Raw genomic sequence first — 26994 nt, forward strand, 5'->3', positions numbered from 1 at the left:
AATGGTGTCTGGCTTCAATGTCCGCAAACGCGCTTGGACGGCCCCGCCTGGAGCCGTCGTCGTCGTTTTATCGCTCAGCCCCTCAGTTCCTTGCGCAGGATCTTGCCCACATTCGACTTCGGCAGGCTGTCGCGGAACTCGACATGGCGGGGCCGCTTGTAGTTGGTCAGGCCCTTGGCGCAATGCGCCTTGATGTCGGCTTCGGTGAGGTTCGGGTCCTTCCTGACGACGAAGAGCTTCACCGCTTCGCCCGAATGCGGGTCCGGTACGCCGATCGCGGCGCATTCCAGCACGCCGGGCAGCGTCACGACGAATTCCTCGATCTCGTTCGGATAGACGTTGAAGCCGGAGACAAGGATCATGTCCTTCTTTCGGTCGACGATCTTCACATAGCCGTCCGGCTGCATCACGCCGATGTCGCCGCTGCGGAAGAACCCGTCCGGGGTCATCACCTTGGCGGTTTCTTCCGGACGGTTCCAGTAGCCGGCCATGACCTGCGGGCCGCGGATGCAGATCTCACCGGCCTCGCCTATCGCGACGCTTTTGCCGTCGTCGTCCCGGATGTCGATATCGGTCGAAGGCAGCGGAAGGCCGATCGTGCCGGTATATTCCGTCCCGTCGGCGCGGTTGGTTGTGGCGACCGGCGAGGTCTCGGACAGGCCATAGCCTTCCGCAATGAAGCAACCCGTCACCTTCTGCCAGAGCTCGGCCACAGGGCGCTGCACGGCCATGCCGCCGCCGAGCGTCAGCATGAGGCTCGAGAAGTCGAGCTTCCTGAAGTCCTCATTATTGGCCAGCGCGTTGAACAGCGTGTTGAGGCCCGGCAGGACGTTGAAACGGTAGCGGCTGATTTCCTTGACGAAGCCGGGAATGTCGCGCGGATTGGCAATCAGGATATTCAGGCCACCCTGTTCGAGCGCCATGAACATGTTCACCGTCAGCGCGAAGATGTGATAGAGCGGCAGCGCGCAGACATAGATAAGCTGGTCGGGAAATGCCTTGCGGGTTTCCGCCGGCTTCATCCACATGACATTCTGCGTGATATTGGCGACAAGGTTCGAATGCAGGAGCGTAGCGCCCTTCGAGACGCCTGTCGTGCCGCCTGTATATTGCAGGAAGGCGATGTCGCCGGCGGCAATATCGACGGGCGAAAGCGGGCGGTTTGCGGCCATCACCGACTTGAACGGGATATGGCCGGGAATGGACCATGCGGGCACCAGCTTCTTCACGCGGCGCACGACAAAATTGACGATATGGCCCTTGAGCCCCATCAGGTCGCCCATCGAGGCGACAACGACTTTCTTGACGCTGGTGCGCGCTACGACGGCAGACACGGTAGTGGCGAAATTTTCCAGAACGAAGATGGCGCTCGCGCCGGAATCATTCAGCTGATGCTCGAGTTCGCGCGGCGTGTAGAGCGGGTTGACGTTGACAACGACCATGCCGGCGCGAAGGATGCCGCTGACGACAACCGGATACTGCAGGATGTTCGGCATCATGATGGCGACGCGGTCGCCCTTCTTCAGGCCCTGCGCCTGCAGCCAGCCGGCGACCTTGGCCGAAAGCTTTTCAAGCTCCGCAAAGGTCATCGTCTTGCCCATTCCGTCATAGGCGACGCGGTTCGCATATCTGCGGCAGTTGTGCTCGATCATGTCGGCGAGCGAACGATAGGGTGGGGGGGCAATCGTTTCGGGCATGCCCGGTGGATAGGACTTCAGCCAGGGACGGGCAGTTTCCGTACCTTCTGCATTCGTGGCAGCCTGCGACATGTCAACTCCCATATGACTTGCCCCGCCTCCCCGGCGTGGCGTTTCCTCCCGTCTACAAGCTAAAATAGATGCTTGCAGCGGCCATTCAAGCCTTCTTTCAGTTATATAACCTTGACGTAAACGTCAATTGGAATCAACCGCCTTCGTCTTCACGCAATGGAGCAGTGTCAGATACGAGCAGGCAGGACCCGATCCGGCGGCCTGTGGCCGTCGCAGAAGGTACGGATGTTGATGATCACCTTGTCGCCCATGTCGATGCGGCCTTCCAGTGTCGCAGAACCCATATGCGGCAGGAGAACCACCTTTCCCTGTTCTGCGAGCTTCAGCAGCTTCGGGTTGACGCTCGGTTCCTTCTCGAACACGTCGAGCCCGGCACCGGCGATCTTGCCTGACCTTATGCTCTTGATCAGCGCGTCCTCATCGATCACGTCGCCGCGCGCGGTGTTCACGATGAAGCTCGTCGGCTGCATCAGCTCCAGCCGGCGTGCCGACATCAGATGGAAGGTGGCGGGCGTCGAGGGGCAGTTGACGGAGACGATGTCGACACGCGCGAGCATCTGGTCGAGGCTGTCCCAATAGGTCGCGTTCAGCTCCTCTTCCGTCTGCGGGCTGACGCGCTTGCGATTGTGGTAGTGGATCGAGAGACCGAAGGCCTTGGCGCGCCGGGCAACCGCCGTGCCAATGCGGCCCATGCCGATAATGCCGATGCGCTTGCCGAAGATGCGCCGTCCGAGCATCCAGGTCGGCGACCAGCCGGCCCATTCACCGTGATTGTCGGTGAGCACACGCGCGCCCTCCGTCAGCCGGCGGGGTACGGCGAGAATCAGCGCCATCGTCATATCGGCCGTGTCTTCCGTCAGCGCGTTCGGCGTGTTGGTCACCGTGATGCCCTTGCGGGCTGCGGCCTCGACATCGATGTTGTCCACGCCGTTGGAGAAGCTGGCGATCAGCTTCAGCTGCGGCCCGGCCTGTTCGATCAGCGCGGCATCAATACGGTCTGTCACTGTCGGTACCAGAACGTCGGCGCTCTTCACCGCAGCCACCAGTTCCGGCTGCGTCCGCGGACGATCGTCGAGATTGAGTTCGGCATCGAAAAGCTCGCGCATGCGCGTCTCGATCGCCTCGGGCAGCTTGCGCGTGATGTAGACCTTGGGCTTTTTTCTTGTTGTCATCGGCTTTCGTCGCCTTGTTCAGAGGTCTTTAACCAAGTTATCGCAACCTTGAGAGCGGAGCGCGGCCAAGCCGCAGTCCGGACCGTTGGTGTCGTCCCGATTTTTATCAGACCCGTCAGCGAAGACAAACCTTTCTCGCGATTGAACGTGACGATGGGCGTCTTCACACAGGTCTTTCGGTCACACCCTTGTCAAATGTCAGAACACAGGCAATTCAGCGCAATGGCTTTCAATAGCGTCTCCCGGCAGATCTTCGCAACGGTTCTTGTTCTTGCCGCCGGATGGAGTGTGGTTCAGGCCGCGGATGCCAGCGCCCAGACCGCCTCGAAGACGGCAACCGGCCTGCCGCTGCCGCGCTTTGCCAGCCTCAAGGCCAGTCGCGTCAACATGCGCGTCGGTCCCGGCACCGAATATGCGGCCTCCTGGCTCTATACGCGTCCCGGCCTGCCGGTGGAAATCATTGCGGAATTCGAAAACTGGCGGCGCATTCGCGACGCCGAAGGGACGGAGGGCTGGGTCTACCACTCCATGCTGTCGGGCCAGCGCACAGCGGTGGCCGCCCCGTGGATGCGCGAGAAGGGCGAGAACATCTATGTCAACCTGCGCCGCTCCGCCCTGAAGGACGCCAATGTGGTTGCCAAGCTGCAGCCGGGCGTTCTTGTCAAGCTCAAGGAATGCACAGGCGACTGGTGTGAGGCCGAGGTCGATGGAACCGAAGGCTGGCTCCACCAGGGCGAGGTTTGGGGCGCCTATCCCGGCGAAGCCTTCAAATAAGGCCGATCTTTCTCGCCTCATCCTTCAGCGAAAGGCGCGGGCGCGGGCCGATCTGCTGGATGACGATGCCGGCGGCAAGGCTGCCGAGCGCGCCGCAAGTGGCAAGATCGCGACCCGTCGTATAGCCGAAGAGGAAGCCGGACGCGTAAAGATCGCCGGCGCCCGTCGTGTCCACCACCTTGTCGACAGGGATGGCCGGCACATAGGTGCGCTCATCGCCTCGCACGATCACGGACCCTTCTTCGCTCATGGTGACGGCGGCAAGCTTGCAATCGCGCGCAATGGCGCTCAACGCCGCTTCAAAGTCTTCGGTTTCATAAAGCGCCAGCGCCTCGGCGCGGTTCGCAAACACGATATCGACCGTGCCGGACCGCATGAGGTCCAGGAACTCGTCGCGGTAGCGACCGACGCAGAAGCTGTCGGACAGCGTCATCGACACTTCGCGGCCGTTTTCATGCGCAATGCGGGCGCATTCGCGGATCGCATCCTTGGCGCGCGGCGGATCCCACAGATAGCCCTCGAAATAGGTCACCTTGGACTGCGCCACCACGCTGGCGTCTACATCTTCGGGGCCGAGCTCCACGCAGGCGCCGAGATAGGTGTTCATCGATCGCTCGCCATCCGGCGTCACGAAGATCATCGAACGTGCGGTCGGCTGCGCGCCTTCCAGAGGCTTCGTCTCGAAATGAACGCCTTGCGCATGAATGTCATGGGCGAAGATGTCGCCGAGCTGGTCGCGCGCGACCTTGCCGAAATAGGCGGCCTTGCCGCCGAGATTGGCGACTCCGGCGGCGGTATTGCCGGCGCTGCCGCCGGAGGCTTCGAGGGCCGGTCCCATCTTCTTGTAGAGAAGCTGCGCCCGCTCCGCATCGACAAGGTTCATCGCGCCCTTCACGATATCGTTTTCTTCAATGAAGCTGTCCGGGCAGGAGGAAATGATATCGACAATCGCATTGCCGACCGTCAGCACGTCGAACGTGGTCATGGGACGCCTTTGTTGAAATGAAACCCGGATTTGTCATAAGCATTTTTCGCCGCTTGGGAAGTCTCCGATCTGCCCGACCGCCGATATATCGACCTGACCGAAAGGGTTGCAGCCATGACCGATAAGCCGCGTGTGACGATTCTCTATTGCACCCAGTGCAACTGGCTGCTGCGCGCCGGCTGGATGGCGCAGGAACTGCTTTCCACCTTCGGGCAGGACTTGCGCGAAGTCGCCCTCATTCCCGGCACCGGCGGCCATTTCGAAATCCGCGTCAATGATGCACTCGTTTGGGAACGCAAGCGTGACGGTGGCTTTCCAGGCCCGAAGGACCTGAAGCAACGCATCCGCGACGTCATCGACCCGGACCGCGATCTCGGCCATGCCGACCGTCATTCGGCCGACCGGGGCGATGGCTGAACCCGAAATCGCACTTTGTCGCACAAACTTCAAAAACGCTGTTGACAGACAAAGCCAGCCCCACTACATCGCAACCCGTCGCCCAGATGGCGGAATTGGTAGACGCGCCAGCTTCAGGTGCTGGTACTCGCAAGGGTGTGGAGGTTCGAGTCCTCTTCTGGGCACCAATTCCCGTTTCACGTTTGATGAAACAGCCCAAAAAGCCCGGTTCTCCGGGCTTTTTTGTTGTCTGCTCTCAGGTGACGGGTGACCTCAATTGGGCGTTCCCGGAAAACCGTTCATGTTCTCGCCATGCACATAAGGATCGCCGGCCGGCGGGTTGAAGCCGGGCGAGATCGTGCTTTCGTAGGTCACCAGGCCGTTCTTGCAGGAATACATCCTGACCGGGAGCTGCCGCCTTCCGTGCTCATAGGGCGAAACAAGCTGCGAGGTGCAGTCCGTCCGCTCTTCCGACTGGGTGGCGAGACCCTTGGGCGGGATAACACCCGGCAGGTCCTTGAACATGTTTTTCTCTGCGGCAAGACAGATCGATGTGCCGGTAAGAAGGAGAATAAGGACGGCTATGGCGCGCATGGTCAGCTTCAACATGGTCTCTTCCTGTCACCGCTGCCCGCCCACACCGATGTTCAACAAGATATGGGGATTGAACGCGCACTTGTCCAGCCGATTGGACGCGAACGGTGTTTCGGATTATAGCCGTGTCGAACACGCAATCGGAGACGAGAAATGACGAGCCCCATCCGCTATCACGAAGGCGACATTTCGGCAGAAGACGCAGCCCGCTACACCGGCGCGATCGCCATCGACACCGAAACGCTGGGGCTCATTCCGCGCCGCGACCGGCTCTGTGTCGTCCAGCTTTCGCCCGGTGACGGCACGGCCGATGTGATCCGGATCGCGCCCGGCCAGAATGAAGCTCCGAACCTTGTTGGCATGCTCGCCGATCCCGCGCGCGAGAAGATCTTCCATTTCGGCCGCTTCGATATTGCGGTGCTCTTCCACACGTTCGGCGTGACGACCTCGCCGGTCTTCTGCACGAAGATCGCTTCGCGCCTGACGCGCACCTATACCGACCGGCATGGTCTGAAGGACAATCTCAAGGAATTGCTGGACGTCGACGTTTCCAAGCAGCAGCAGCAGTCCGACTGGGCCGCCGAAACGCTGAGTCAGGCGCAGCTCGAATATGCCGCCTCCGACGTGTTGCATCTGCATGCGCTGAAGGACAAGCTGACCGCGCGGCTGGTGCGCGACGGCCGTGTTGAAATGGCGAAGGCCTGCTTCGAATTCCTTCCCACCCGCTCCAAGCTCGATCTGCTCGGATGGGAAGAGACAGACATCTTCGCGCACAGCTGAGCGAACGTCACCGATTTCGCCAAACATGACGGACAGGTTAACGCCGGAAGGCGGCGTTAACCTTTTGTTAACTTTTGAGGCCTAGCCTCAAGAATCAGATTTTGCTTTTCCGGATGCCGTGACGGCACCAGTGCGACTGGTTCGCGGCGGAAGATCGCAAAAAGTGAAGTTTGCGGGCGACGTTCGCTCCTCGCTCAGGCGTGTGATCCATGCGTTTCCTTCATTAAAACGAGGACGAGGGCGCCCATGCTTCCTCCCGTCAATGCCTCGATAGCGGCGCAGCCGATTACCGCCCCTGCCATCGGGCAGAGGGAAGCGCGGCCTGACGGGCCGACTGCTGTCGGGCAGACGCGGAGCCCTACAACAACATCCATTCCGACGACGTCAAAGCAGGGCGCTGCCAGCGAAACGCTTGCCTCGCTGCACCAGCTTGCCGATCTGCTCGCCTCTCAGCAGGTGGATGCCGAAGATATCCTGACGCGGCTCGCCATCGATTTTGCAACCGCACTCGGCGAGGCGCCACTGCCCGAGGAGGCGCCGCGTGACTTCTCCAACCGGCTGGCCGCGTTGATCCGCCAGCTGCCCGCCGCGACGCTTCTGGCTGCACAGAAGGCTTCGAACCTCGGTACGCTCAACATCCAGCCGCAGGCCTTTGCCGCGGCCCTTGCCGATCCGGCCTCGCCGGCCGCCGCGCGCATCGTTGCCATGGCGGAAGATCCGGGCGCGCATGGCCTGCAGCAGGTGCTGAAGGCTGCGATCGAAAGCTACGAGCAGAATGCGGCACCGGTCCCGACAACGCCTCAGCCCAACACCCCCGCGCCAAACACCATTGCCGCACAGAAGGTTGCTGCCGTACCGGCGGTGCCAGCCAATGCCGCAGCACCCGCAGAGGCCGAGGCGACGGCCACCGGAACCGCCGCACCACGGGAACATGGCCGTGCAGCGGCGCCGGAGGCGGGCGGTGCTGTCCGCCAGGCAGCAATCCTCCCAGCAAATCCACTGAGGCCCGAGACCGTCGCCGCGACCGCTGCCCGTCCAGCCGAGGCTGCGCAGCAGGTCAAGGCTCAGGCCGCTGCCGATCTTTTGCAGCGTGTGTCGGCCGGGCGCGAGGAGGGGCAGCCGACCATGCAGGTCCTGCGCGGCTTCAATGTCGTGGTGGCCAACGTCGCGAGCCGCGCTGCCGATGTGCTCAAGTCCGTGGCCGCACTTGCCCTCGAGGCCGAGGCAACGCAAGTCTTCGCGCCCGCTGCCGTGGCGACCTCGGAGACCGCGCGCAAGCCGGTCACCCCTGCGCCAGCGCTGAAGCCCGATCTCCCCGTCGAGCCGGCCCCGGTCATTGCCGGGAAGGCGCATGAGGCCGCGCGCGCCATGGAGGGCAGGGTGATCCCACTCTTCTCGCGGCCTGTGATGGCGGAGGATGCCGAGACGGTCGATATCGATCACCTCATCCGCATTGCCCAGCAAGCCGCAGCCAAGGCAGACCCGGCGCGCCTGCCCGAACTGGCACTCGCCGCGCAAGCCCGACTTCCGGAAGCCGTTCCCTTCGCGCAGGTGCCTTATCCCTTCGTCCGCGAGGAGGAAGAAAAGCGTCGCCGCCGCGGCTTCGGCGAGCCTGCGGGCCGCGATGACGAGGGCGAGGAGATGGCGGGCGAGGACGGCCAGTCGCTCTGGCATGGCGATGGCGAACAGGCCGAACGTCGCGAGGAGCCCGAAATCGAGGAACGCCCCTTCGACGCCGAAGAGCCGCTCAAGCGCAATCCGACGGATGCCGAGCGGGCGCTGCACATGTATCAAAGGTTCGGCGGGTTCTGAGGGCGTGGCGAAGACCCCTCCCCACCCTCCCCACAAGGGGGAGGGAGACTGTGCCGCACCGGTTTCCCGCCTCTTGACCGTTGCCTCTCGGATAACGCTGAGAACATGAAGACGCTGCGAGAGGTCTCGGCGGCGCGTCTTTCCGTCTCCCCCCTTGTGGGGGAGATGGCGGCAGCCAGAGGGGGACTTAGCGCCACCGCAAAACAGCAAAAAGCCCGCGTGGATCGCTCCACGCGGGCTCTTCAATTCTTGTGAAACGCGAGAACCTTAGTTGTTGTCGCGGTTCTTCAGAGCGGCACCGAGGATGTCGCCGAGCGAAGCGCCCGAGTCGGACGAACCGAACTGTGCGACGGCTTCCTTCTCTTCTGCGATTTCCAGAGCCTTGATCGACAGGCCAACCTTGCGGTCCTTCTTGGAGAAGTTGATGACGCGGGCGTCGACAACCTGACCAACCTGGAAACGCTCGGGGCGCTGCTCGTCACGGTCACGCGAGAGATCGGCGCGGCGGATGAACGAGGTCAGCTCTTCGTGGTTGACGAGCTTGACTTCGATACCACCGTCGTTGATCGCGGTCACTTCGCACGAAACGACCGAGTTCTTGCGCAGGTCGCCACTCGTTGCGGCATCGCCGACGGCATCCTTGCCGAGCTGCTTGATGCCGAGCGAGATGCGCTCCTTGTCGACGTCCACATCGAGAACGACAGCCTTGACGACATCGCCCTTGTTGAACTCTTCGATGACCTGTTCGCCCGGACGGTTCCAGTCGAGGTCGGAGAGGTGAACCATGCCGTCCACGTCGCCGTCGAGGCCGATGAACAGGCCGAATTCGGTCTTGTTCTTGACTTCGCCTTCGACTTCCGTGCCAGCCGGATGGCTGTGGGCAAACGCCTGCCACGGGTTCTCAAGCGTCTGCTTGAGGCCGAGCGAGATGCGGCGCTTGGACGGATCGACTTCGAGAACGACAACGTCGACTTCCTGGCTCGTGGACAGGATCTTGCCGGGGTGTACGTTCTTCTTGGTCCAGGACATTTCGGAGATGTGGATGAGGCCTTCGATGCCCGGCTCCAGCTCGACGAATGCACCGTAGTCGGTGATGTTCGTGACAGTGCCCTTGATCTTGTTGCCATCCGGATACTTGGCCGAGATGCCATCCCACGGATCGGACTCGAGCTGCTTCATGCCGAGCGAGATGCGGTGGGTTTCCTGGTTGATGCGGATGATCTGAACCTTGACCGACTGGCCGATGTTCAGGATTTCCGACGGATGGTTGACGCGGCGCCATGCCATGTCGGTGACGTGCAGCAGGCCGTCGATGCCGCCGAGGTCAACGAACGCACCGTAATCGGTGATGTTCTTGACGACGCCCTCAACAACCTGACCCTCTTCGAGGTTCTGGACGATTTCCGAACGCTGTTCGGCACGCGATTCTTCGAGAACCGTGCGGCGCGAAACCACGATGTTGCCGCGGCGCTTGTCCATCTTGAGGATTTCGAAGGGCTGCGGGTTGTGCATGAGCGGCGTGACGTCGCGGATCGGACGGATGTCGACCTGCGAACGCGGCAGGAAGGCGACGGCGCCGTCGAGATCGACGGTGAAACCACCCTTGACCTGGTTGAAGATGACGCCTTCGACGCGTTCGCCGGCTTCAAACTTCTGTTCCAGGCGGCCCCAGCTCTCTTCGCGGCGAGCCTTCTCGCGCGACAGAACGGCTTCGCCGAGTGCGTTTTCGATGCGTTCGATGAAGACTTCGACTTCGTCGCCGACCTTCATGGAGCCGTCACGCGCCTTGGCGCCGAATTCCTTCAGCGGTACGCGGCCTTCGACCTTCAGACCGACGTCGATGATGGCGACGTCCTTTTCGATGGCCGTGATGATGCCCTTGGCAACGTAACCTTCAGCGAGGTCGTTCTTTGCAAAGGATTCTTCGAGGAGGGACGCGAAGTCCTCCATCTTGGATGTAGCAGACATTGAAACTCCAAAATGTGCCAGTCAAAGGCACTGCGCCGGGGGTTAGCGTTGTTGACAACCACAGGAACACGTCCGCCCTCTTAGAAGGGCAATCCGGCGCGGGGACGCTCTGCGGCTCATTGTATGCAATGCAGACAAAAATGCCTGAGCACTTTTGCCGAATGTTTTCTTCTTCGCAATTCCGGACGCAAAACCGCGAGGCACTTTTGCTGGAATTGCTCTTACAAGACAGCGTCGATAAGACGTTTCGCCGCCTGGAATGCGGCCTCTATACCCATTTCGGTCGTATCGATCAAGTGCGCATCGTCCGCCGGTTTCAAAGGGCTGTCGGCGCGGTTCATGTCGCGCTCGTCGCGCTTGATCACATCGGCCAGAACCGCCTCGAATTCAGCCTCTCCGCCACCCGCAACAATCTCGTCAAACCGCCGCTTGGCCCGCACCTCCGCCGAAGCCGTCACATAGAGCTTCACGGCCGCATCCGGGCACACAACAGTTCCGATATCGCGCCCATCCAGCACCGCGCCGGGCGCCCGTTTCGAAAACGCCCGCTGCGCTTCAACGAGTGCACTCCGCACAGACGGCATCACCGCAATCTTCGAAGCCGCCTCGCCAATCGCATGCGCCGAAAGCACCGACCGATCGAGCCCCGAAAGATCGACCTTCAACGCCATCTCCGCCGCTTGGCGCTCATCGTCCAGCGGCAACCCGGCATCCAGCAGCGCCTTGGCACAGGCCCGATAGGTCAGCCCGGTATCGAGATGATGAAACCCATAATTCTCCGCAATCCGCCGCGAAAGCGTGCCCTTGCCTGCGGCGGCGGGTCCGTCGATGGCGATGACTGGCATGGGGCGGTCTCCGGTTGCGGTGGTGCGGAGGGATTTAGTGGGGAGTGGGCAGCAATGCAACGATAGTCTTGATGCCTGGCGAGCGCGGCCCCTCCAAACTCCGTCATGCCGGACTTGATCCGGCTCGTGGGATACGAATGGGAGGGCTGGTTTGGGAATAGGGAAGCGAGCGCAACAGCAGCCCACTTAAACTTAGAGCCACCCACTCGGTAGACGTGCGGTAGCTGGTGCAAATCTAAAATGAGGTGTTTAAATTAGCTGGAACTATTGAGTATTTCTCGCCACTGAAAATAACAGAAGCTGGGACGACATGACCATTTTTGAAAGCGCTTTTCGCAAGCGCGTTAGCGGCCTTAAGTCGCCCTCTTCGGCTGAATATTCACAGAGTCTATGGGATTCAGCGTACGCAAATGTTCATCCAACGCTGGATGACACCAACTTGTATCAATCGGCTAAGTGGATAGCCGCAGAGTTCGCATTCGCTCGTGAAGTCTTCAAGTCACCCTCGTTTGGTCCTCTCAGCCCCGAGTGGGCGACTATACTGGCGATAGCCTCCCTCAATCGGGAATATCTCACGGCAATTCAGCTAAGAGATGAAAAGGCAAACGAGATAAAAAAAACGCAATCAGTTTCTTTTGATGCTCATTTGGAAATTCGAATAGAAGGACCAGGAGGACAGCATTTCACGATTGACGATTACGTGGAGAGCGCCACCGACCTCACCGAAAGCTGGCTTTTCGACGCGTTCAAAGCATCTGGTCCAAATCCGCCACCTCAAGAACTTTCAGTATACGCGGTCGAAGCGGGAGTGTCTTACAGTTTTCGAAAGGCAATGAACTCGCTTTGGAATCAAGTTTGGCACGAGGGTTGGTATTGCGAACTGAGTCCAGATAGCAGCTTCAACTGGAAGCCCGCCGATCCTAGCGCGAGGGTTCTCAACCAAACTTGGCTAAAGCGGCAGCAAAGAAACTTGTTGAATTACGCACATATTGACTCGACAGTTTGGCCAGCACTCACGCCAAGCGAGCGCAAGAAGCGCTCAAGGCAATGGGCGGTGACGTCGGTCAGGCGAGTTTCTGGAAAAGTAAAAATTAAAGTATCTTCTCCGTCATATATTTCCCGAAAACTACCAATTTATACAATTGAAAAAGGCGCAATCGAATATTCTTATTTGTATGAATTTTTTGATACAGAAATGCCAAAGCAAAAAGGAGTGACCGCCGCAAAATTGCTTTCCGCGTGGCATCTACTAGTCGATATAGCTAACGGGTTGAAACAAGGCGTGGCACTTCCGACAACACTTTCTCCCGAGCAGGCCAGAATGCTGGCGCTTGAAGTTCCTGCTGCTGCGCTTTGCAAAGCAATTGAAGACGGACTGAACGTTGATAGTGCCACATCGGCCGCAATTATCGATTTCCTCACTTTTGAAATAAAGACGGGCAAAAACCAAAAAGGCCATCGGGGGCTCTGGTCTGCCCCACTCGTTAGAGTGCCGCAATGCAACGATTACGTTCTACCTTTACCTGCCCTAATGACGAGCAATCCGTTAAGAAAAATGGAAGCGTGGCTTGAGAAGGGTGGGATTGATGACTCAAATCCGATCACGGCTCGCGGAGAACGTTATGAGGCGAGTTATCGCAAAAAAATAAAAGAAAGCGTCGCAGCGAATAAAAAGTTCTCATCGGCATCGTTTGCAGAACACGGTGTAAAGAAAACAAAAAATTTCAGCGAGCAAATTGACCTATTGGTTTCATTTGGTGGGCTTTGTTTGGTAGGCGAGATAAAGCTATTTCTTATGCCTGCGGATCCAAGTGAGCGGGCGAGATATGACAAAAAGCTGGAAGCTGCAGCTTTACAGACAAAGAGGAAGTTGGAGATATTGAAGACGCGGCCCGACGTAACTGCTGCGACTCTAGGAATTTCTGCCGGAAATGCGGAAAAACTTCGATATCTTCCAATAGTCGTCACCGCACAAGACTATGGATTTTCGACAAAAGTAAGGGATGTTCTTATTGTCGAGGCCGGATTCTTGGAAATGTTCCTTAGCGGCAACGAAATCGTGGTGGGTCGCACTATGCAGAGAGGTGGTAGACGGGCGGCCAATCACGAAATCGAATACTACCGGAATGAGCTTGAGGCTGCAGATCGTTTTGAGGAGGAGGCCTCATCACCTTACGTTCTGAAAAGAATTTTGGAGCGATATTCTTGGGGCCGTACGCCATTTCCAAGCTTGGCGCATGCCAATGTAACCCTCGCCGTCCCTATTTATAAGGACGGCAGCGACCTGTAAAAGCGTATAGCTGGTTCCATTGCTTCAAGTTGAAAGGCGTTTGGAATTGGCAGTTACTAGCGCTGGGCATCGCCACTGCACCTCGGCTCAAGGCCGACATGATGCAGGAGGGGCCACCCCCAAAATCCCTGATGACACTCCCGCCCCAATCGGCTAACCCTTCTCGCATGACGAACACCCTCTCCGATCCCGCCGAAAACCTCAGCCTCCTCATTCGCTGCCCGTCCGTCACGCCTGCCGAAGGCGGGGCTTTGTCGGCGCTGGCGTCCATGCTGGAACCCTTAGGCTTCAAGGTGACGCGGGCGGTGGAGCGGGAGGCGGGGACGCCGGATATCGAGAATCTTTATGCGCGGCTAGGCACGTCCGGGCCGCATCTGATGTTTGCGGGGCATACCGATGTCGTGCCCGTGGGCGATGAGAAGGCCTGGACGCATCCGCCTTTTGCGGCCGAGATTGCCGATGGCATGATGTATGGCCGCGGCGCGGTCGACATGAAGGGCGGCGTTGCCTGTTTCGTCGCGGCCCTTGCCCGCGTGATTGCGAAGGACGGCGCACCGAAGGGTTCCGTTTCCTTCCTCATCACCGGCGACGAGGAGGGGCCGGCGGTCAATGGCACGGTCAAGCTTCTGGAGCGCATGGCGGAAAGCGGCGAGCGCTGGGATGCCTGCCTTGTCGGCGAGCCGACCAATCCGGATGTCTTGGGCGACATGATCAAGATCGGCCGGCGCGGCTCGGTCTCGGGCTATCTCACCGTCCATGGCGTGCAGGGCCATGCGGCCTATCAGCATCTCGCCGACAATCCCGTGCGCGGCATTCTCCAGCTGACACAGGCGCTGATGGACCCGCCGTTTGACGCCGGCACCGACGCCTTCCCGCCGACCAATCTGGAAGTGACCAGCATCGATGTCGGAAACACGGCGACGAATGTCATTCCGGCGCGCGCCAGCGCCATCTTCAACATCCGCTTCAACGACACCTGGACCGCAGACAGCGTGAAGGCGGAAATCCTTCGCCGGCTCAACAAGGCGGCCGCCGAGGGCGCGCTTCGCGAAGGCCGTCCGCCCGTGCGCTACGACATCACCTGGTCGGAGCGGCCGAGCCATGTGTTCCTGACGCGCAACGAACCGCTGATTGCTTCGCTCTCTGCGGCGGTCGAGCGTGTGACGGGCCGCAAGCCGGCGCTGTCGACCACCGGCGGCACCTCGGATGCCCGCTTCATCAAGGATTACTGCCCGGTGGTGGAATTCGGTCTTGTCGGCCAGACCATGCATATGGTCGATGAATGCGTGGCGCTGGCCGATCTCGAAACGCTGACGCAGATCTACGAGACCTTCATCCGCGAATGGTTTGCCGCGCATGCCGCCGCTTGAGGAAGTCCTGCATTACCTCAAGGGCATCCGGCTGCTGGTCAGCCTGAAGCCGCAGGGTTTTCAGTGGCTGGATCTTTCCGAGCGCGGGTTTCGCCGCTCCTTCTGGGCGATCCTCTGGTGCTTCCCGCTGATGATCCCCAACTGGATCTGGTGGCACGGCATCTTTGCCGATTATGCCGTCCCCGGCGCGGTTTCCGGCGGGCTCTTCTATCTGCGCATGGCGCTGATCGAACTCAGCCTCTGGTTCCTGCCCTATCTGACGGTGGGGCTCGCCATGTATCTGAGGGGCACGAGCCGCCTCTTCGACCCCATGGTCGTGGCGATGAACTGGCTCAACGTCCCGGTCTATCTCGTCACCGGCGGCATCGCGATCCTCGAACTCATCCTGCCGCTCCCGCTCGCCTTCTGGTACTACGTCCTGCAAATGCAGCTCATCGCCATCGTCGCCGCGCAATTCGCGGTGTTCTATATGCTGGCGAAACGGAACTGGAGCGAGGCGGCCGTGCTGACGGCTGCGTCGGTCATCCCGTCGATGCTGGCGTCGGTATGGCTGAATGATTTTCTCGGGGTTTCGCTGTAGGGGCAGAGCGGCGCTCCATCCGTCTCCCCCCTTGTGGGGGAGATGGCGGCAGCCAGAGGGGGACTTTGCCGCGAGCGCTGAGCAAGCAATGAAGACCCCTCCCCAACCCTCCCCACAAGGGGGAGGGAGAGCGGCCGTCAGCGCAAATCCGGCGTCCGCAAATCCAGCCCGTCCCGATAATCCACCTTCAGAAAATAAAGCCCCCACGGCGGAGCCACCGGTCCACAGCGGGTGCGGTCGCGCGCCTCCAGCGCCGCCGTCACATCGTCCGGCGTCCATTTGCCCTCGCCGGCGAGCTTTAGCGTGCCGGCGAAGGAGCGGATCTGGTTATGTAGGAAGCTCTGCGCCGAGGCGCGGATTTCGATCACCTCGCCGTGGCGCTTCACGTCGAGGAATTCCATCGTCCGTTCCGGGTTCTTCGCCTGACAATGCGCCGAGCGGAAGGTGGTGAAGTCGTGATGCCCGACAAGCCGCTGCGCCGCTTCATGCATCGCCTCGTGGTCGAGATGCTTCTTCACCCACCACGCCCGGTTCGCCTCGACCGCCAAGGGAGCAGGGCGGTTGATGATGCGGTAGAGATAATGCCGCTTGGTGGCGGAAAAGCGCGAGTCGTACGTCTCCGCCACCTCCGCCGCTTCGAGGATCGAGACGCGCTCTTCGGCAAGCTGCAGATGCGCATTCAGGGCATTGCGCAGCACATAGGGCCGCCAGGGCTTGGAGAGATCGCAATGCGACACCTGTCCCAGCCCGTGCACGCCGGAATCCGTGCGTCCCGCACCGCCCAGCGTCACCGTCTCGCCGGTCGCATCCAGAATGGCCTTCTCGATAACACCTTGAACTGACTTGCCATTGTCCTGCCGCTGCCAGCCGACATAGGGCGTGCCGTCATATTCGACCGTAAGGAAATAGCGTGGCATCAGGCGAGCCTCAGCCCGACGTGCAACGGCGTCCCACGCAGGAATTCACCCGCTTCCAACGGCTTGCCGCCCGCCTTCTGCAGGCGCACGAGCCGCACCGCGCCGTCGCCGCAGGCAATCATGGCATCCTCGCCGATCACCGTGCCAGCCGCGCCGGAACCCTCGGCAACGGCAGAGGCGAGAACCTTGATCCGCTCCGGCTTGCCGCCGATCTCCGCCTCGAACCATGCGCCGGGAAAGGGCGAGAGGCCGCGAATGTGGTTATGCACATCCTTCGCGGGCTTCGAGAAATCGATGTGAGTCTCTTCCTTGGAAATCTTGGCGGCGTAGACCACGCCGTCCTCCGGCTGCGGCGTCAGCGGCAGGTCGCCGGCTTCGAGCTTCCCCATCGCCTCGACCATCAGGCGCGCGCCGGTTTCCGACAGCGCATCATGCAGCTCCCCCGCCGTCATCGTCTCGCCGATCGCCACGCGCGCGGTCAGCGCCACCGGGCCGGTATCGAGCCCGACATCCATCTTCATGACCATCATGCCGGTCTCGGCGTCACCCGCCATGATCGCCCGCTGGATGGGGGCAGCCCCCCGCCAGCGCGGCAGCAGCGAGGCGTGACCATTATAGCAGCCAAGCCGCGTCCCCTCGAGAATTGCCTTCGGCAGCAGCAGCCCATAAGCCACGACCACAGCAACGTCGGCATTGAGCGCGATAAACGCCGCACGGTCTTCCTCGGCCTTGAAATTGAGCGGCGTCCGCACCTCGATCCCCAGCGCCTCAGCCGCCTCATGCACGGGCGAAGCCTTCAGCTCCAGCCCTCGCCGCCCCGCTGGTCGCGGCGGCTGCGAATAGACCGCCACGATCTCGTGGCCCGCCGCGTGCAACGCGTTTAGCACCGGAACGGAAAAATCGGGCGTGCCCATGAAGATGATGCGAAGCGGCATAGGGTGGCGTCCAGTTTCGAGTTCAGCGCTCTTCAAACGGATTTACCAGCGACAAATCAAGCCCTTCGAAGTCTTTTATGTTCCGCGTGGCGAGCGTTCCGCCATGCACCGCGCAAATGGCGGCGATCATCGCATCCTGAACATGGAGCGGCCGCCCATCTCGTTCGCGTTGCGCGCGGAGCTTGCCCGCCAGCAGTGACGCTTCCAGATTGAGGTCGTAGATCCGGCCAGCGAATGCTGTTTCAATCAATGTTTTTAACCCGACAAGAAAACGACCGCTGCCATCACGGAGCCAGATACGCTCCGCTCCAAAAGCCATTTCCATAACGACAACCGAACTGACGACCAAATCCTCGGGCCTCTGCTGAAGAAACCACGCCCTGACAATGGGATCGCCGTTTCTGCGTGCGAAGTCGGAAAGAACGTTCGTATCCAGGAAGATCATGAGAAATCCGGCGGCTGGCGCTCCGAGCCCGCTTTCCGGCCGGTCTCAATTGCCTTCATGAGTTCCGCATGTTCTGAATCATCCAGTTGCGAATCCGAGAACGCCGCCCGCATCCGGAGATACGCAGCTTCGGCATCGTCAAAAGGCTTTAACTTCTCCGCAGCAAGCCCCCGCCGGATCAGTAGCTTCAACTCGTCGGACAAACTGCGTCCGGCGCGCTGCGCCGATTGCTGCACATCTCGCTTCAAATTTTCCGGCACATCCCGGATCAGCATATCGCCCATCGCTCACCTCGATTTGATATCAATGATATCACGGCGTCGGCGGCTATCAAATCAAAACTTCGGCAGCCCGCCCGTCTTGCTGGCCTTGGTGAATTTCTTCACCACCATGTCGCGCTTCAGGCGTGAGATGTGGTCGATGAAGAGCACGCCGTCGAGATGGTCGATCTCGTGTTGCAGGCAGGTGGCGAGCAGGCCTTCGGCGGCGAGCTCCTGCTGTTTGCCATCGCGATCGATGTAGCTGACCGTGATGTCGGCCGGGCGTTCCACTTCGGCGTAATAGCCGGGAATGGACAGGCAGCCCTCTTCATAGGTCGAGCGCGTGTCGGACGAGGCGACGATCTGAGGATTGATGAAGACCTGCGGTTTGCGGCCTTCCTCTTCCTTGGCGACGTCGATCACGAGAAGGCGCAGCGGTTCGCCAACCTGGATGGCCGCAAGGCCGATGCCGGGCGCGTCATACATGGTTTCCAGCATGTCGTCGGCAAGCTTGAGAACACGCGAATCCACCTTCTCCAGCGGTTTGGAAACCTGGCGGAGAACCGGATCGGGCAGAATGATAAGAGGCTTGATCGTCATGGGGCCTCAATTAGCTCATGAAAGACAGGCTTTCAACTGGAGCATCTGCAAATCCTCAGCCCGCCCGGCGCAGCGCCGATGGCGCGTTGCGGCTCAGTTCCTGCGGGTCGCGCGTCTTCAGCCCGTGCAGCGATTTTGCCAGCTGATCGATCAGCTCGCTGAGCTGATGCGTGCTGTTGGAGGTGCTTTCCACCATATGGGCATTCTTCTGGGTGATCCCGTCCATCGAGGCGATGGCCTGATTGATTTCCTGCAGACCGCTCGACTGTTCGGCTGCGGCAACCGAGATGCCGGAAATGATGCCGTTGAGCTCCGAAATCCTCTCGGTAATATTCTCCAGCGCAGTGCCCGACCTGTTGACCAGCGCCACGCCGGTGCGCACCTGGTTGGAACTTGCCGAAATGATGGTCTTGATTTCCTTGGCGGCGGAGGCCGAACGCTGGGCAAGCTCGCGCACCTCCTGCGCCACGACCGCGAAGCCGCGGCCTGCGTCGCCGGCACGTGCCGCCTCGACCCCCGCATTCAGCGCCAGCAGATTGGTCTGGAAGGCGATCTCGTCGATGACGCCGATGATCTTGGAAATGTTCTGCGAGGATTGCTCGATCTCGCCCATGGCCGAGACAGCCTCGGCGACGACGCGGCCGGATTCCTGCGCCACATGCAGCGCGTCGGAGGCGACGCGGGCAGCTGATTGCGCGCCGCTGGCGCTGGTGGCCACGCTCTGCGTCAGTTCGTGCAGCGCGGCCGAGCTTTCCTCAATCCCGGCGGCCTGCTGTTCGGTTCGCTCCGAAAGCTGGTCGGCGGATATGGAAATGCCGGCGATGGAGCTGCTGGCCTCCTCGGTGATCATCTGCGCAAGGCCCAGCGTCTGGCGCAGCCGCTCGGCACTGGTGTTGAAGCTCTGCGCCATGCGGCCGAACAGCCCGTCGCCATCTTCCGCCATGCGATATTCGAGGTCGCCACTCGACATTGCGTTCAGCGCAACGTTCAGCGCGGCAATGGCGATATCCTGTGCTTCTTCATTCCGTCGCCGCTCGGCTTCGGCCTCGGCGCGGCGTTTTTCCAGTTCGGCGAGGTAGACGGAAATGGCATAGTCCATGTCGAGCAGCGCCGACTTGACCATCACAGCCACTTCCGCGCCGATCTGCTCCGCACCGCCCTTGCTGAAGCGCGACGGCCAGCGCGCCTTCACGACATGGCCGATCATGCTTTCCAGAAGCAGCGCATAGCCGGCAATATACCAGCGTGGCTCCAGCCCGATACGGGCATGGGCATGCCCAACGGCGGTAACGCCCTCCACATAGGACGCGTCGAAGGCGCCCGCGGCCACCTTGCCCCAATGCTCCTTCTGCCGGCCCTTGGCGAATTCGATATGCCGGGCATCACGGAAAAAGGCCGCCATCTGCGGATGTTTGCTCATCAACCCGTAAAAGCGGTCAAGTCCGGGAGCGAGCGAAGCGACAATGTCGCCTTCCATGGCGCGTAGACGTGACAACGCTGCCTCGTCCATGCCGAGAAACGCAAGCCGATCGCGAAGTTCGGCAGTGGAATTCTTGTCGCTCATCTTGCGTACCTAGCCCCAGTAAGTGAGCAAACAATTCGGGGAATGCAATTAACATTCCTCTAATTTACGGTGCCAGAAATCATGACCGGCTGAAAATACATCAACAATCACATATTCATCCGATGCGCAGACGAGACTTTACAAAGGTTGGCAATAACGAGAACAGAGGTGGAACATCGATCCGAATCTGTTAATGTCTGTCTATGCAAACAGAAACCTCGCCCCTCTTCATCCCGCTCTTTATGGTCTCCGGCGTTGCCGTCAGCCCCGCGCTCCTTCTGGGCGCCGGTGCGGTGTTGCTCCTTTTTGTTCTGCTCGCTGTTATCATGGTCGCGGGGCGAAACCGCCGTGCGGCGGAAGAACTGAGCGCTGCGCTGGCCGCCCAAGCCCATGCGGCAGAAGCCCGGCTTGCCGAGATTGTGCGCGCGCAATCCGAAATGCAGGGCCGCATGTCCTCCATGGCGGAGATTTTCGGAACACGGCAAGCCGAGCTCAACAAGGCGATCGGCGACAGGCTCGACGGCATGTCGCATCGACTGGGCAACTCCATGACCGAGCAGACCAAGGCAACGCATGAAAACCTGCGCCGCCTTCAGGAGCGTCTCGCCGTCATCGACACGGCGCAGAACAACATCCAGTCGCTCGCCAAGGATGTCGTCGGGCTTCAGGCAATTCTCTCCAACAAGCAGACGCGCGGCGCTTTCGGCCAGTCGCGCATGGAGACGATCATTGCCGATGGCCTGCCCATGGGTGCTTACGAGTTCCAGGCGACTCTTTCCGACGGATCGCGCCCGGATTGTCTCGTTCGCATGCCCAACGGCCAGCCTTCGCTCGTTGTTGATGCCAAGTTCCCGCTTGAGGCCTACAATGCGATCCGCGACGCAGGCTCCCCGGAAGCGGCCAAGCTCGCCGCGCAGAACTTCCGCCGCGACCTCGAGAAACACATTTCCGATATCGCGCAGAAATACCTGATCAAGGGCGAAACGCAGGACATCGCCTTCATGTTCGTGCCCTCGGAATCGATCTTCGCCGAGATCCACGAGAATTTCGAAGGCGTCGTGCAGAAGGCGCACAAGGCACGCGTCGTCATCGTCTCGCCATCGCTGCTGATGCTGTCGCTCCAGGTCATCCAGTCGGTGCTAAAAGACCAGCGCATGCGCGAACAGGCGCATCTGATCCAGGGCGAGGTGGTTCGCCTGATGGAGGACATGAGCCGTCTCGATGACCGCGTGCAGAAGCTACAGACCCATTTCGCCCAGACGCAGAAGGATGTCGAGCTGATCGCCACCTCCACCACCAAGCTGATGAAGCGCGGCGCGAAGATCGAGGAAATGGAATTCGAAACACTCTCGCCGGCACAGGCAGCCGAAGAACGGGGCACGGCATCGCGCCCGGTCGAAAGCCGCACCGCCATGCTCAAGCTCCGTGTGGTTGACGAAGAGTAGGCCGAAATGCAATCTGCCGCGCATTCATCATAAAAGAGTACGCGCATGATTACCGTTTTCGGCTCCATCAACATGGACCTCATCGCCACCACCGACCGCCTGCCGAAGCCCGGCGAGACCGTTTCCGGTCGTTCCTTTGCCACGGCCGCGGGCGGCAAGGGTGCCAATCAGGCGCTCGCCGCCACCCGCGCCGGCGCCAGCGTGAAGATGGCTGGGGCCGTGGGTGGTGATGCTTTCGCCAAGGATGCTCTGGCGCTTCTCTCTGAGGGCGGCGCCGACCTCTCGCTCACCAAGACCGCAGCCGTACCGACCGGCACTGCCCATATCCTCGTCGGCGGCGATGGCGAGAACGTCATCGTCGTGGTTCCGGGCGCCAATGGCGAAGTCTCGGAAGATGATGCCGAGAAGGCGGTTGCTGCGACCGAGAAGGGCGGCTATCTGATGCTTCAGCTCGAAATCCCACCGGCCTCCGTCGAAAAGGCGCTGGCCTTGGCCAGGACCAAGGGCGTGACCACGGTCATCAACACGGCCCCGCTGACGGCGGATGCTGCCCGGCTTTCAGCGCTCGCCGATATTGTCATTTCCAACGAAACGGAATTCGAACTGCTGATCGGCAAGAGCGGCCTTTCGGCAGATGAACGGCTGACCGCGATGCAGGCGCTTGCGACGAAAACCGGCCAGACCCTCATCGTTACACTCGGTGCCGATGGCGTCATCGCCGTGCGCGACGGCAAGGTCCACCATGCTGCCAGCCTGAAGATCACACCTGTCGATACGGTGGGGGCAGGAGACACATTTTGCGGCTACCTCGTCGCCAGCCTCGACGCCGGCTTCGATTTCGACGCCGCACTGGCGCGTGCGGCCAAGGCCGGTTCGCTCGCCTGCCTGAAGCCCGGCGCGCAACCGGCAATCCCGGTGGCAGCCGAGGTGGATGGCTGAACGAAGCCGGAATTCGAGAAAATTTGATAGTTAGCCATTGATCTAACTAATTTTGTGCGTATAGTTAGCTGTATGGATAACTATACGCACTCACTCGACCCCGTTTTTCACGCGCTGGCCGACCCGACCCGCCGGGCGGTCGTCCAGCGATTGGTCCGTGGACCCGCCGCCATTGGCGAACTTGCGGCCCCATTCGACATGGCTCTACCGTCCTTCCTGAAGCACATCTCCGTCCTCGAGACCGCGGGCCTCCTGACGTCCGCCAAGGCGGGCCGCGTCAGGACATGCCAGCTCAATCCCGACCGATTGGCCGCTGCCGAGCGCTGGTTCGACGAACAGCGCGCGATCTGGGAGAGCCGCTACGCCAACCTCGATAACCTCTTGATGACATTGCAAGGAGCGACCGATGAAACCTGATCTGCTATTCACTTTTGCTGCGGACATGCAGCAGCACACCTTCACTGTGAAACGGGAATTCCCCGGCAAACGGCAACTGGTCTGGGACTGCTATACAAAAAGCGAACTGCTCGATCGCTGGTTCGCTCCGAAGCCGCTGACCACGAAGACAAAATCGATGGACTTTCGCGAAGGCGGACATTGGCATTACGCCATGGTCGATCCGGGTGGTGCCGAGTATTGGGGCCGCCTGGACTACAAGACCATCCGTCCGATCGAGAGTTATACGGCTCTGGATGCCTTCTCTGATGAGACCGGCGCGGTCAATTCGAACCTTCCCCAGGCGGAATGGGACGTCTCTTTCCTCGATGAAGGCGCTCGCACGAAAGTCGTGACGGTCGTGACCTATGCGACGGCGGAAGACCTTCAGAAGGTTATCGACATGGGCATGAAGGAAGGTCTCGTTTCAACGCTCGAACGGCTGGACGAATTGCTGGAAACCTTGGCAAACCGCTAATCATTCACTTGGCCGCCAAACGACAAACGGGCAGGCTCCTGAGAGCCCTGCCCGTTTGATTTTACCAGAGTTTTTTCCACGCTCTGCGCGCGAAGAGAGGCAAATCCGGCGAGTGCGCGCAATCAATCCCGCAGCAGCTCGTTGATGCCCGTCTTCGAACGCGTCCGCTCGTCCACCGTCTTGACGATGACGGCGCAGTAGAGGCCGGGGCCGGGCTCGTTGTTCGGGAAGTTCTTGCCGGGCAGCGTACCGGCGACGACGACGGAATAGGGCGGGACTTCGCCGTAGAAGATTTCGCCTGTGGCGCGGTTCACGATCTTGGTCGACTTGCCGATGAAGACGCCCATGCCGAGTACAGAGCCCTCGCGCACGATGCAGCCTTCGACGACTTCCGAACGGGCTCCGATGAAGCAATTGTCCTCGATGATGGTCGGACCGGCCTGAAGCGGTTCCAGAACGCCACCAATGCCGACGCCGCCCGAGAGATGCACATGCTTGCCGATCTGCGCGCAGGAGCCAACCGTCGCCCAGGTGTCGACCATTGTGCCCTCGCCGACATAGGCGCCGAGATTGACGAAGGAGGGCATCAGGATTGCGCCGGGGGCGATGAAGGCCGAGCGGCGCACGATGCAATTCGGCACGGCGCGGAAGCCGGACTTCTCGAATTCCAGCGCCGACCAGCCGTCGAACTTCGAAGGCACCTTGTCCCACCAGCTCGATTCGCCCGGACCGCCCTTGACGATTTCCATCGGATTGAGACGGAAGGAGAGGAGCACGGCCTTCTTCAGCCACTGATGCACGGTCCATGTGCCGTCTTCGCCACGCGTGGCGACGCGGAGCTTGCCACTGTCGAGCAGGTTCAGCGCTTCGGCGACCGCATCGCGCACTTCGCCGCGGGTCGACGTGTTGATGCTGTCGCGGTTGTCGAAGGCGGCTTCGATGGTCTTTTCGAGCCCGGCAAGATCGGCTGCGTGCATGGGAAATTCCTTAAACTTCGCTGTCTATCATCGACCGGATCGACGTCCGGGATATCGGGCGTCAGTCCTATGCGACGGGGGCTTGCCCGTCAATCTTGAAGAGAGTGCAGCAATGGCGAATGGCAGCAGGAACGGTAAGGCAAAACAGAAGGAATGGGCGCCGCTGCGCGACAACCGGGAGGACCGCGCGCATACCGAAGCCGTGCCGGTCACCGCCCAATCCGCCTCGCCCTCCTATCGGCTGGCTTATGCCGACGACGACTTTCTTTGCCGGCGCGAGCTGCGCCCCGTGCGCCTGCAGCTCGAACTCCTGAAGGCGGGCATGATCCTCGACGAGGCCGGCATCCGCTCCACCGTCGTCCTCTTCGGCGGTGCGCGCATTCCCGAACCCGGCCGCCCGGCCTGGGCGGCGAAGAACGACACGCAGCGGCAAAACCTCGAGGCCGCCTCGGTCTATTATGATGAGGCGCGGAAGTTCGCCCGTCTCTGCTCGGAATATTCGGCCACTTACGATCACCGCGAATTCGTCGTCGTCACCGGCGGCGGGCCTGGCGTCATGGAGGCCGGCAATCGCGGGGCGCATGACGTTCAGGCGCCCAGCATCGGCCTCAACATCGTGCTGCCGCACGAGCAGGCCCCGAACCCCTACGTGACGCCGGAACTCAGCCTCAACTTCCACTATTTCGCCATCCGCAAGATGCATTTCATCATGCGCGCCAAGGCCGTCGCCGTCTTCCCCGGCGGCTTCGGCACGATGGACGAACTGTTCGAGACGCTGACGCTCATCCAGACAGGCCGCATGGATCGGATCCCGTTGATCCTCTTCGGCGAGAAGTTCTGGCGGACGATGGTCAATTTCGACGCGCTGGCCGATTTCGGCACCATCGCGCCGGACGACATCAAGCTCCTGAATTTCGTTGAAACGGCGGAGGAGGCCTGGGGTATCGTCGAGCGCCACTACCGCCCGACCGGCAACGGCGGGGCGTGAAAACTACAAAAGCGCCTTGAGGAAACCCTTGAGGTCGTGCGTCATGTAGCCGATATGGGTGTCGTCCTCGCCCGCCTTCTCCCAGGCTTCGACGAAGCCCGTCTCGAAGACTTCCGGCACGAGCAGCACCGTCTTCATGCCCAGAGCATGCGGCACGAGGAGATTGCGCGGCAGGTCCTCGAACATGGCGGCGCGGCGCGTGTCGATGCGATGCATGGCCATGAACTTGTCATAGGTCTCGCCCGCCGGCTTCGGCACGTAATCGGCCGCCACGATGTCGAAAATGTCGTCGAAATGATCGAGAATGCCAAGCGCCCGGGCCGTGTCCTCGGCATGCGCCACGGTCCCATTCGTCAGGATGAACCTGCGCCCCGGCAGCGCCTTCAGGAGGTCACCGAGCTCCGGATCGGCCGGAATGCCGGAATAATCGATCGCATGTGCGGCTTCCAGAAAGGCGCTCGGATCGGCGTTGTGATGCAGCATCAGGCCTTTCAGCGTGGTGCCGTGATCGTGATAATAGCGCTTCTGCAGCGTCTTCGCCTCCACCGGATCCATGCCGAGCAGATTGGCAACAAACGCCGTCATGTTGCGGTCGATCTGCGCGAAGAGATTGATCCGGTGCGGATAAAGCGTGTTGTCGAGATCGAACACCCATTCGCGCACATGGGCGAAATCGGCAGGGCTCGGCAGGGAAGGTCTGGGGAGTGTCGCGGTCATGCGAGCCTTATGACAGAGGCGGGGCGGGAAGAAAATGGGATTCTTCTCCGGCCCGCCTTCGTCATGACCGTGACCGGCCGCAACCGCTCCGCGATCACGCCGCCCGCGCCGCAAACACCTCCATTGCGGCATTCAGCCCGTTGATCGCCGCCGGCATGCCGCCATAGACGGCCATCTGGAAGATCACCTCCGTGATCTCGGTCTCCGAGGCTCCCGCAGCCAGCGCGTGGTCGATATTGATCTTCAGCTGCGGGCCGGTCTGCCCGCCGAGCGCAGTGAGTGCGGCCACGGTCGCGATCTGGCGGGTCTTCAGATCGAGGCCTTCGCGGGCATAGAGCCGGCCATAGGCGAATTCGATCAGCGTGTCGGTAAAGCCCGGAACGAGGCCATCGTAACGGGCTTCGAGCACGGCGCGCAGGTCCGGGTTGAGGCGCTGGCTCAGCGCCTCGCCCCGTTCAAGCGGGGTCGGGCTCGCGTGGGTCTTGGTGGCATGGGTCTCGGTCATCGTGTCTGGCTCCTTCGGCCGGTGCGCGTGGCCTTGGTCTCATCGGCAAGGTCATGGGCGCGTTCGATGTCGTGGTAATTGGCGATCTTGTAGTCGAGGAGCTTGAGGCAATCCGTCAGCTCCGCGATCCGCGCTTTGACAATCTCGCGCTGCTTCTCCAGCATGAGACTTCGTGGCGCGGCGGTGGCATTGCCGCGTGCCCGCATGCCGGCATAGGCCTGCATGTCGGACAGCGGCATCCCCGTCGCCTTCAACGCCTTCAGGAAGTCGATCCAGACCAGAATATCGGGATCGTAGACCCGCGTGCCGCCGGCATTGCGCCAAGGTGGCGTGATCAGGCCGATCTTCTCGTAATAGCGGATCGTATCGATGCTGAGCCCGGTGCGTTCCGACAATTCGCCGATCTTCATGGCTGTTTCCCGCCTTTCAACGTTGAGACCCGCCTTTGATAATT

The 26994-nt window shown here is 60.9% G+C and carries 28 protein-coding genes and 1 tRNA gene; 13 read left to right on the top strand and 16 right to left on the bottom strand.

Annotated elements, in window-relative coordinates; genetic code table 11:
* Positions 1 to 74 precede the first annotated feature (74 nt).
* Both ABID16_RS09360 and ABID16_RS09365 read right to left on the bottom strand, forming a co-directional pair.
* Positions 75 to 1769: a long-chain-fatty-acid--CoA ligase gene (locus ABID16_RS09360; RefSeq protein WP_354556078.1), complete on the bottom strand. Its 1695-nt coding sequence runs from the start codon at positions 1767 to 1769 to the stop codon at positions 75 to 77.
* Positions 1770 to 1936: 167 nt separating this feature from the next.
* The gene (locus tag ABID16_RS09365; protein ID WP_112696285.1) at positions 1937 to 2941 is read right to left on the bottom strand and encodes a 2-hydroxyacid dehydrogenase; all 1005 of its coding nucleotides are present in this window, start codon (positions 2939 to 2941) and stop codon (positions 1937 to 1939) included.
* Positions 2942 to 3163: 222 nt separating this feature from the next.
* Here ABID16_RS09365 and ABID16_RS09370 point away from each other — a divergent pair, with 222 nt between their 5' ends.
* Positions 3164 to 3715, top strand: coding sequence for an SH3 domain-containing protein (locus ABID16_RS09370; RefSeq protein WP_354556079.1), 552 nt, complete (start codon positions 3164 to 3166; stop codon positions 3713 to 3715).
* On the opposite strand, the gene ABID16_RS09375 is transcribed toward ABID16_RS09370, so the two are convergent.
* Positions 3708 to 4700 (bottom strand): adenosine kinase, encoded by a 993-nt coding sequence (locus ABID16_RS09375; RefSeq protein ID WP_354556080.1) that lies wholly within the window; start codon positions 4698 to 4700, stop codon positions 3708 to 3710. The two genes, ABID16_RS09370 and ABID16_RS09375, sit on opposite strands and share 8 nt — an antisense overlap.
* Positions 4701 to 4814: 114 nt before the next feature.
* On the opposite strand from ABID16_RS09375, the gene ABID16_RS09380 reads away from it, so the two are divergent.
* The gene (locus ABID16_RS09380; RefSeq protein ID WP_354556081.1) at positions 4815 to 5117 is read left to right on the top strand and encodes an Rdx family protein; all 303 of its coding nucleotides are present in this window, start codon (positions 4815 to 4817) and stop codon (positions 5115 to 5117) included.
* A gap of 80 nt (positions 5118 to 5197) precedes the next feature.
* Positions 5198 to 5284, top strand: a tRNA-Leu gene (locus ABID16_RS09385).
* 85 nt (positions 5285 to 5369) lie between these two features.
* On the opposite strand, the gene ABID16_RS09390 is transcribed toward ABID16_RS09385, so the two are convergent.
* Complete coding sequence (locus tag ABID16_RS09390) at positions 5370 to 5705, bottom strand: hypothetical protein (RefSeq protein WP_354556082.1); 336 nt, start codon at positions 5703 to 5705, stop codon at positions 5370 to 5372.
* A 138-nt stretch (positions 5706 to 5843) separates the two neighbouring features.
* Here ABID16_RS09390 and ABID16_RS09395 point away from each other — a divergent pair, with 138 nt between their 5' ends.
* Positions 5844 to 6470 (top strand): ribonuclease D, encoded by a 627-nt coding sequence (locus ABID16_RS09395; RefSeq protein ID WP_354556083.1) that lies wholly within the window; start codon positions 5844 to 5846, stop codon positions 6468 to 6470.
* Positions 6471 to 6716: 246 nt separating this feature from the next.
* Positions 6717 to 8282: a hypothetical protein gene (locus ABID16_RS09400; RefSeq protein WP_354556084.1), complete on the top strand. Its 1566-nt coding sequence runs from the start codon at positions 6717 to 6719 to the stop codon at positions 8280 to 8282.
* A 267-nt stretch (positions 8283 to 8549) separates the two neighbouring features.
* Here the strand turns inward: ABID16_RS09400 and rpsA are convergent, their stop codons facing one another.
* Together rpsA and cmk are read right to left on the bottom strand one after the other, a co-directional pair.
* Entirely contained in the window at positions 8550 to 10250 is a 1701-nt protein-coding gene (gene rpsA / locus ABID16_RS09405) for a 30S ribosomal protein S1 (protein ID WP_354556085.1), read from the bottom strand.
* A gap of 221 nt (positions 10251 to 10471) precedes the next feature.
* Positions 10472 to 11095, bottom strand: coding sequence for a (d)CMP kinase (gene cmk, locus ABID16_RS09410; RefSeq protein WP_354556086.1), 624 nt, complete (start codon positions 11093 to 11095; stop codon positions 10472 to 10474).
* 310 nt (positions 11096 to 11405) lie between these two features.
* Here cmk and ABID16_RS09415 point away from each other — a divergent pair, with 310 nt between their 5' ends.
* The 3 genes from ABID16_RS09415 (at position 11406) to ABID16_RS09425 (ending at position 15335) form a co-directional block, all read left to right on the top strand.
* Entirely contained in the window at positions 11406 to 13385 is a 1980-nt protein-coding gene (locus tag ABID16_RS09415; RefSeq protein WP_354556087.1) for a hypothetical protein, read from the top strand.
* A gap of 167 nt (positions 13386 to 13552) precedes the next feature.
* The gene (dapE, locus tag ABID16_RS09420) at positions 13553 to 14755 is read left to right on the top strand and encodes a succinyl-diaminopimelate desuccinylase (RefSeq protein ID WP_354556088.1); all 1203 of its coding nucleotides are present in this window, start codon (positions 13553 to 13555) and stop codon (positions 14753 to 14755) included.
* Positions 14742 to 15335 carry a hypothetical protein gene (locus ABID16_RS09425; RefSeq protein WP_354556089.1) on the top strand — a complete coding sequence of 198 codons (594 nt, stop codon included), beginning with the start codon at positions 14742 to 14744 and terminating at the stop codon, positions 15333 to 15335. Before dapE ends, ABID16_RS09425 begins: the two co-directional genes overlap by 14 nt.
* A gap of 137 nt (positions 15336 to 15472) precedes the next feature.
* On the opposite strand, the gene truA is transcribed toward ABID16_RS09425, so the two are convergent.
* The 6 genes from truA to ABID16_RS09455 are packed head-to-tail and all read right to left on the bottom strand — an operon-like array spanning position 15473 to position 20056.
* On the bottom strand, positions 15473 to 16252 hold the full coding sequence (gene truA, locus ABID16_RS09430; RefSeq protein ID WP_354556090.1) for a tRNA pseudouridine(38-40) synthase TruA: 780 nt from the start codon (positions 16250 to 16252) through the stop codon (positions 15473 to 15475).
* Entirely contained in the window at positions 16252 to 17187 is a 936-nt protein-coding gene (gene fmt / locus ABID16_RS09435) for a methionyl-tRNA formyltransferase (RefSeq protein ID WP_354556091.1), read from the bottom strand. Before fmt ends, truA begins: the two co-directional genes overlap by 1 nt.
* A gap of 22 nt (positions 17188 to 17209) precedes the next feature.
* Entirely contained in the window at positions 17210 to 17632 is a 423-nt protein-coding gene (locus tag ABID16_RS09440; protein ID WP_354556092.1) for a type II toxin-antitoxin system VapC family toxin, read from the bottom strand.
* The gene (locus tag ABID16_RS09445) at positions 17629 to 17916 is read right to left on the bottom strand and encodes a plasmid stabilization protein (RefSeq protein ID WP_354556093.1); all 288 of its coding nucleotides are present in this window, start codon (positions 17914 to 17916) and stop codon (positions 17629 to 17631) included. Before ABID16_RS09445 ends, ABID16_RS09440 begins: the two co-directional genes overlap by 4 nt.
* Positions 17917 to 17967: 51 nt before the next feature.
* Positions 17968 to 18492 carry a peptide deformylase gene (gene def / locus ABID16_RS09450; RefSeq protein WP_354556094.1) on the bottom strand — a complete coding sequence of 175 codons (525 nt, stop codon included), beginning with the start codon at positions 18490 to 18492 and terminating at the stop codon, positions 17968 to 17970.
* Positions 18493 to 18547: 55 nt separating this feature from the next.
* On the bottom strand, positions 18548 to 20056 hold the full coding sequence (locus tag ABID16_RS09455; RefSeq protein ID WP_354556095.1) for a methyl-accepting chemotaxis protein: 1509 nt from the start codon (positions 20054 to 20056) through the stop codon (positions 18548 to 18550).
* Between the two features lie 203 nt (positions 20057 to 20259).
* On the opposite strand from ABID16_RS09455, the gene ABID16_RS09460 reads away from it, so the two are divergent.
* From ABID16_RS09460 to ABID16_RS09475, 4 genes are all read left to right on the top strand, one after another.
* The gene (locus ABID16_RS09460; protein ID WP_354556096.1) at positions 20260 to 21501 is read left to right on the top strand and encodes a DNA recombination protein RmuC; all 1242 of its coding nucleotides are present in this window, start codon (positions 20260 to 20262) and stop codon (positions 21499 to 21501) included.
* Positions 21502 to 21546: 45 nt separating this feature from the next.
* On the top strand, positions 21547 to 22440 hold the full coding sequence (locus ABID16_RS09465; RefSeq protein ID WP_354556097.1) for a ribokinase: 894 nt from the start codon (positions 21547 to 21549) through the stop codon (positions 22438 to 22440).
* A 72-nt stretch (positions 22441 to 22512) separates the two neighbouring features.
* Positions 22513 to 22857: an ArsR/SmtB family transcription factor gene (locus tag ABID16_RS09470; protein ID WP_354556098.1), complete on the top strand. Its 345-nt coding sequence runs from the start codon at positions 22513 to 22515 to the stop codon at positions 22855 to 22857.
* On the top strand, positions 22847 to 23353 hold the full coding sequence (locus ABID16_RS09475) for an SRPBCC domain-containing protein (RefSeq protein WP_354556099.1): 507 nt from the start codon (positions 22847 to 22849) through the stop codon (positions 23351 to 23353). The genes ABID16_RS09470 and ABID16_RS09475 overlap by 11 nt, the downstream gene beginning before the upstream one ends.
* A 122-nt stretch (positions 23354 to 23475) precedes the next feature.
* Here ABID16_RS09475 and dapD read toward each other — a convergent pair whose 3' ends face one another.
* Entirely contained in the window at positions 23476 to 24330 is an 855-nt protein-coding gene (dapD, locus tag ABID16_RS09480; RefSeq protein ID WP_354556100.1) for a 2,3,4,5-tetrahydropyridine-2,6-dicarboxylate N-succinyltransferase, read from the bottom strand.
* A 112-nt stretch (positions 24331 to 24442) separates the two neighbouring features.
* Here dapD and ABID16_RS09485 point away from each other — a divergent pair, with 112 nt between their 5' ends.
* Entirely contained in the window at positions 24443 to 25318 is an 876-nt protein-coding gene (locus tag ABID16_RS09485; RefSeq protein ID WP_354556101.1) for an LOG family protein, read from the top strand.
* A 3-nt stretch (positions 25319 to 25321) separates the two neighbouring features.
* Here ABID16_RS09485 and ABID16_RS09490 read toward each other — a convergent pair whose 3' ends face one another.
* The 3 genes from ABID16_RS09490 to ABID16_RS09500 form a co-directional block, all read right to left on the bottom strand.
* On the bottom strand, positions 25322 to 26035 hold the full coding sequence (locus tag ABID16_RS09490) for a pyrimidine 5'-nucleotidase (protein WP_354556102.1): 714 nt from the start codon (positions 26033 to 26035) through the stop codon (positions 25322 to 25324).
* A gap of 94 nt (positions 26036 to 26129) precedes the next feature.
* Positions 26130 to 26540 (bottom strand): carboxymuconolactone decarboxylase family protein, encoded by a 411-nt coding sequence (locus ABID16_RS09495; protein WP_354556103.1) that lies wholly within the window; start codon positions 26538 to 26540, stop codon positions 26130 to 26132.
* On the bottom strand, positions 26537 to 26950 hold the full coding sequence (locus ABID16_RS09500) for a MerR family transcriptional regulator (protein WP_354556104.1): 414 nt from the start codon (positions 26948 to 26950) through the stop codon (positions 26537 to 26539). Before ABID16_RS09500 ends, ABID16_RS09495 begins: the two co-directional genes overlap by 4 nt.
* Positions 26951 to 26994: the final 44 nt, after the last annotated feature.

The sequence above is a fragment of the Limnomicrobium aquaticum genome (assembly GCF_040545545.1).
Classification (GTDB): domain Bacteria; phylum Pseudomonadota; class Alphaproteobacteria; order Rhizobiales; family Rhizobiaceae; genus Ensifer_A; species Ensifer_A aquaticum.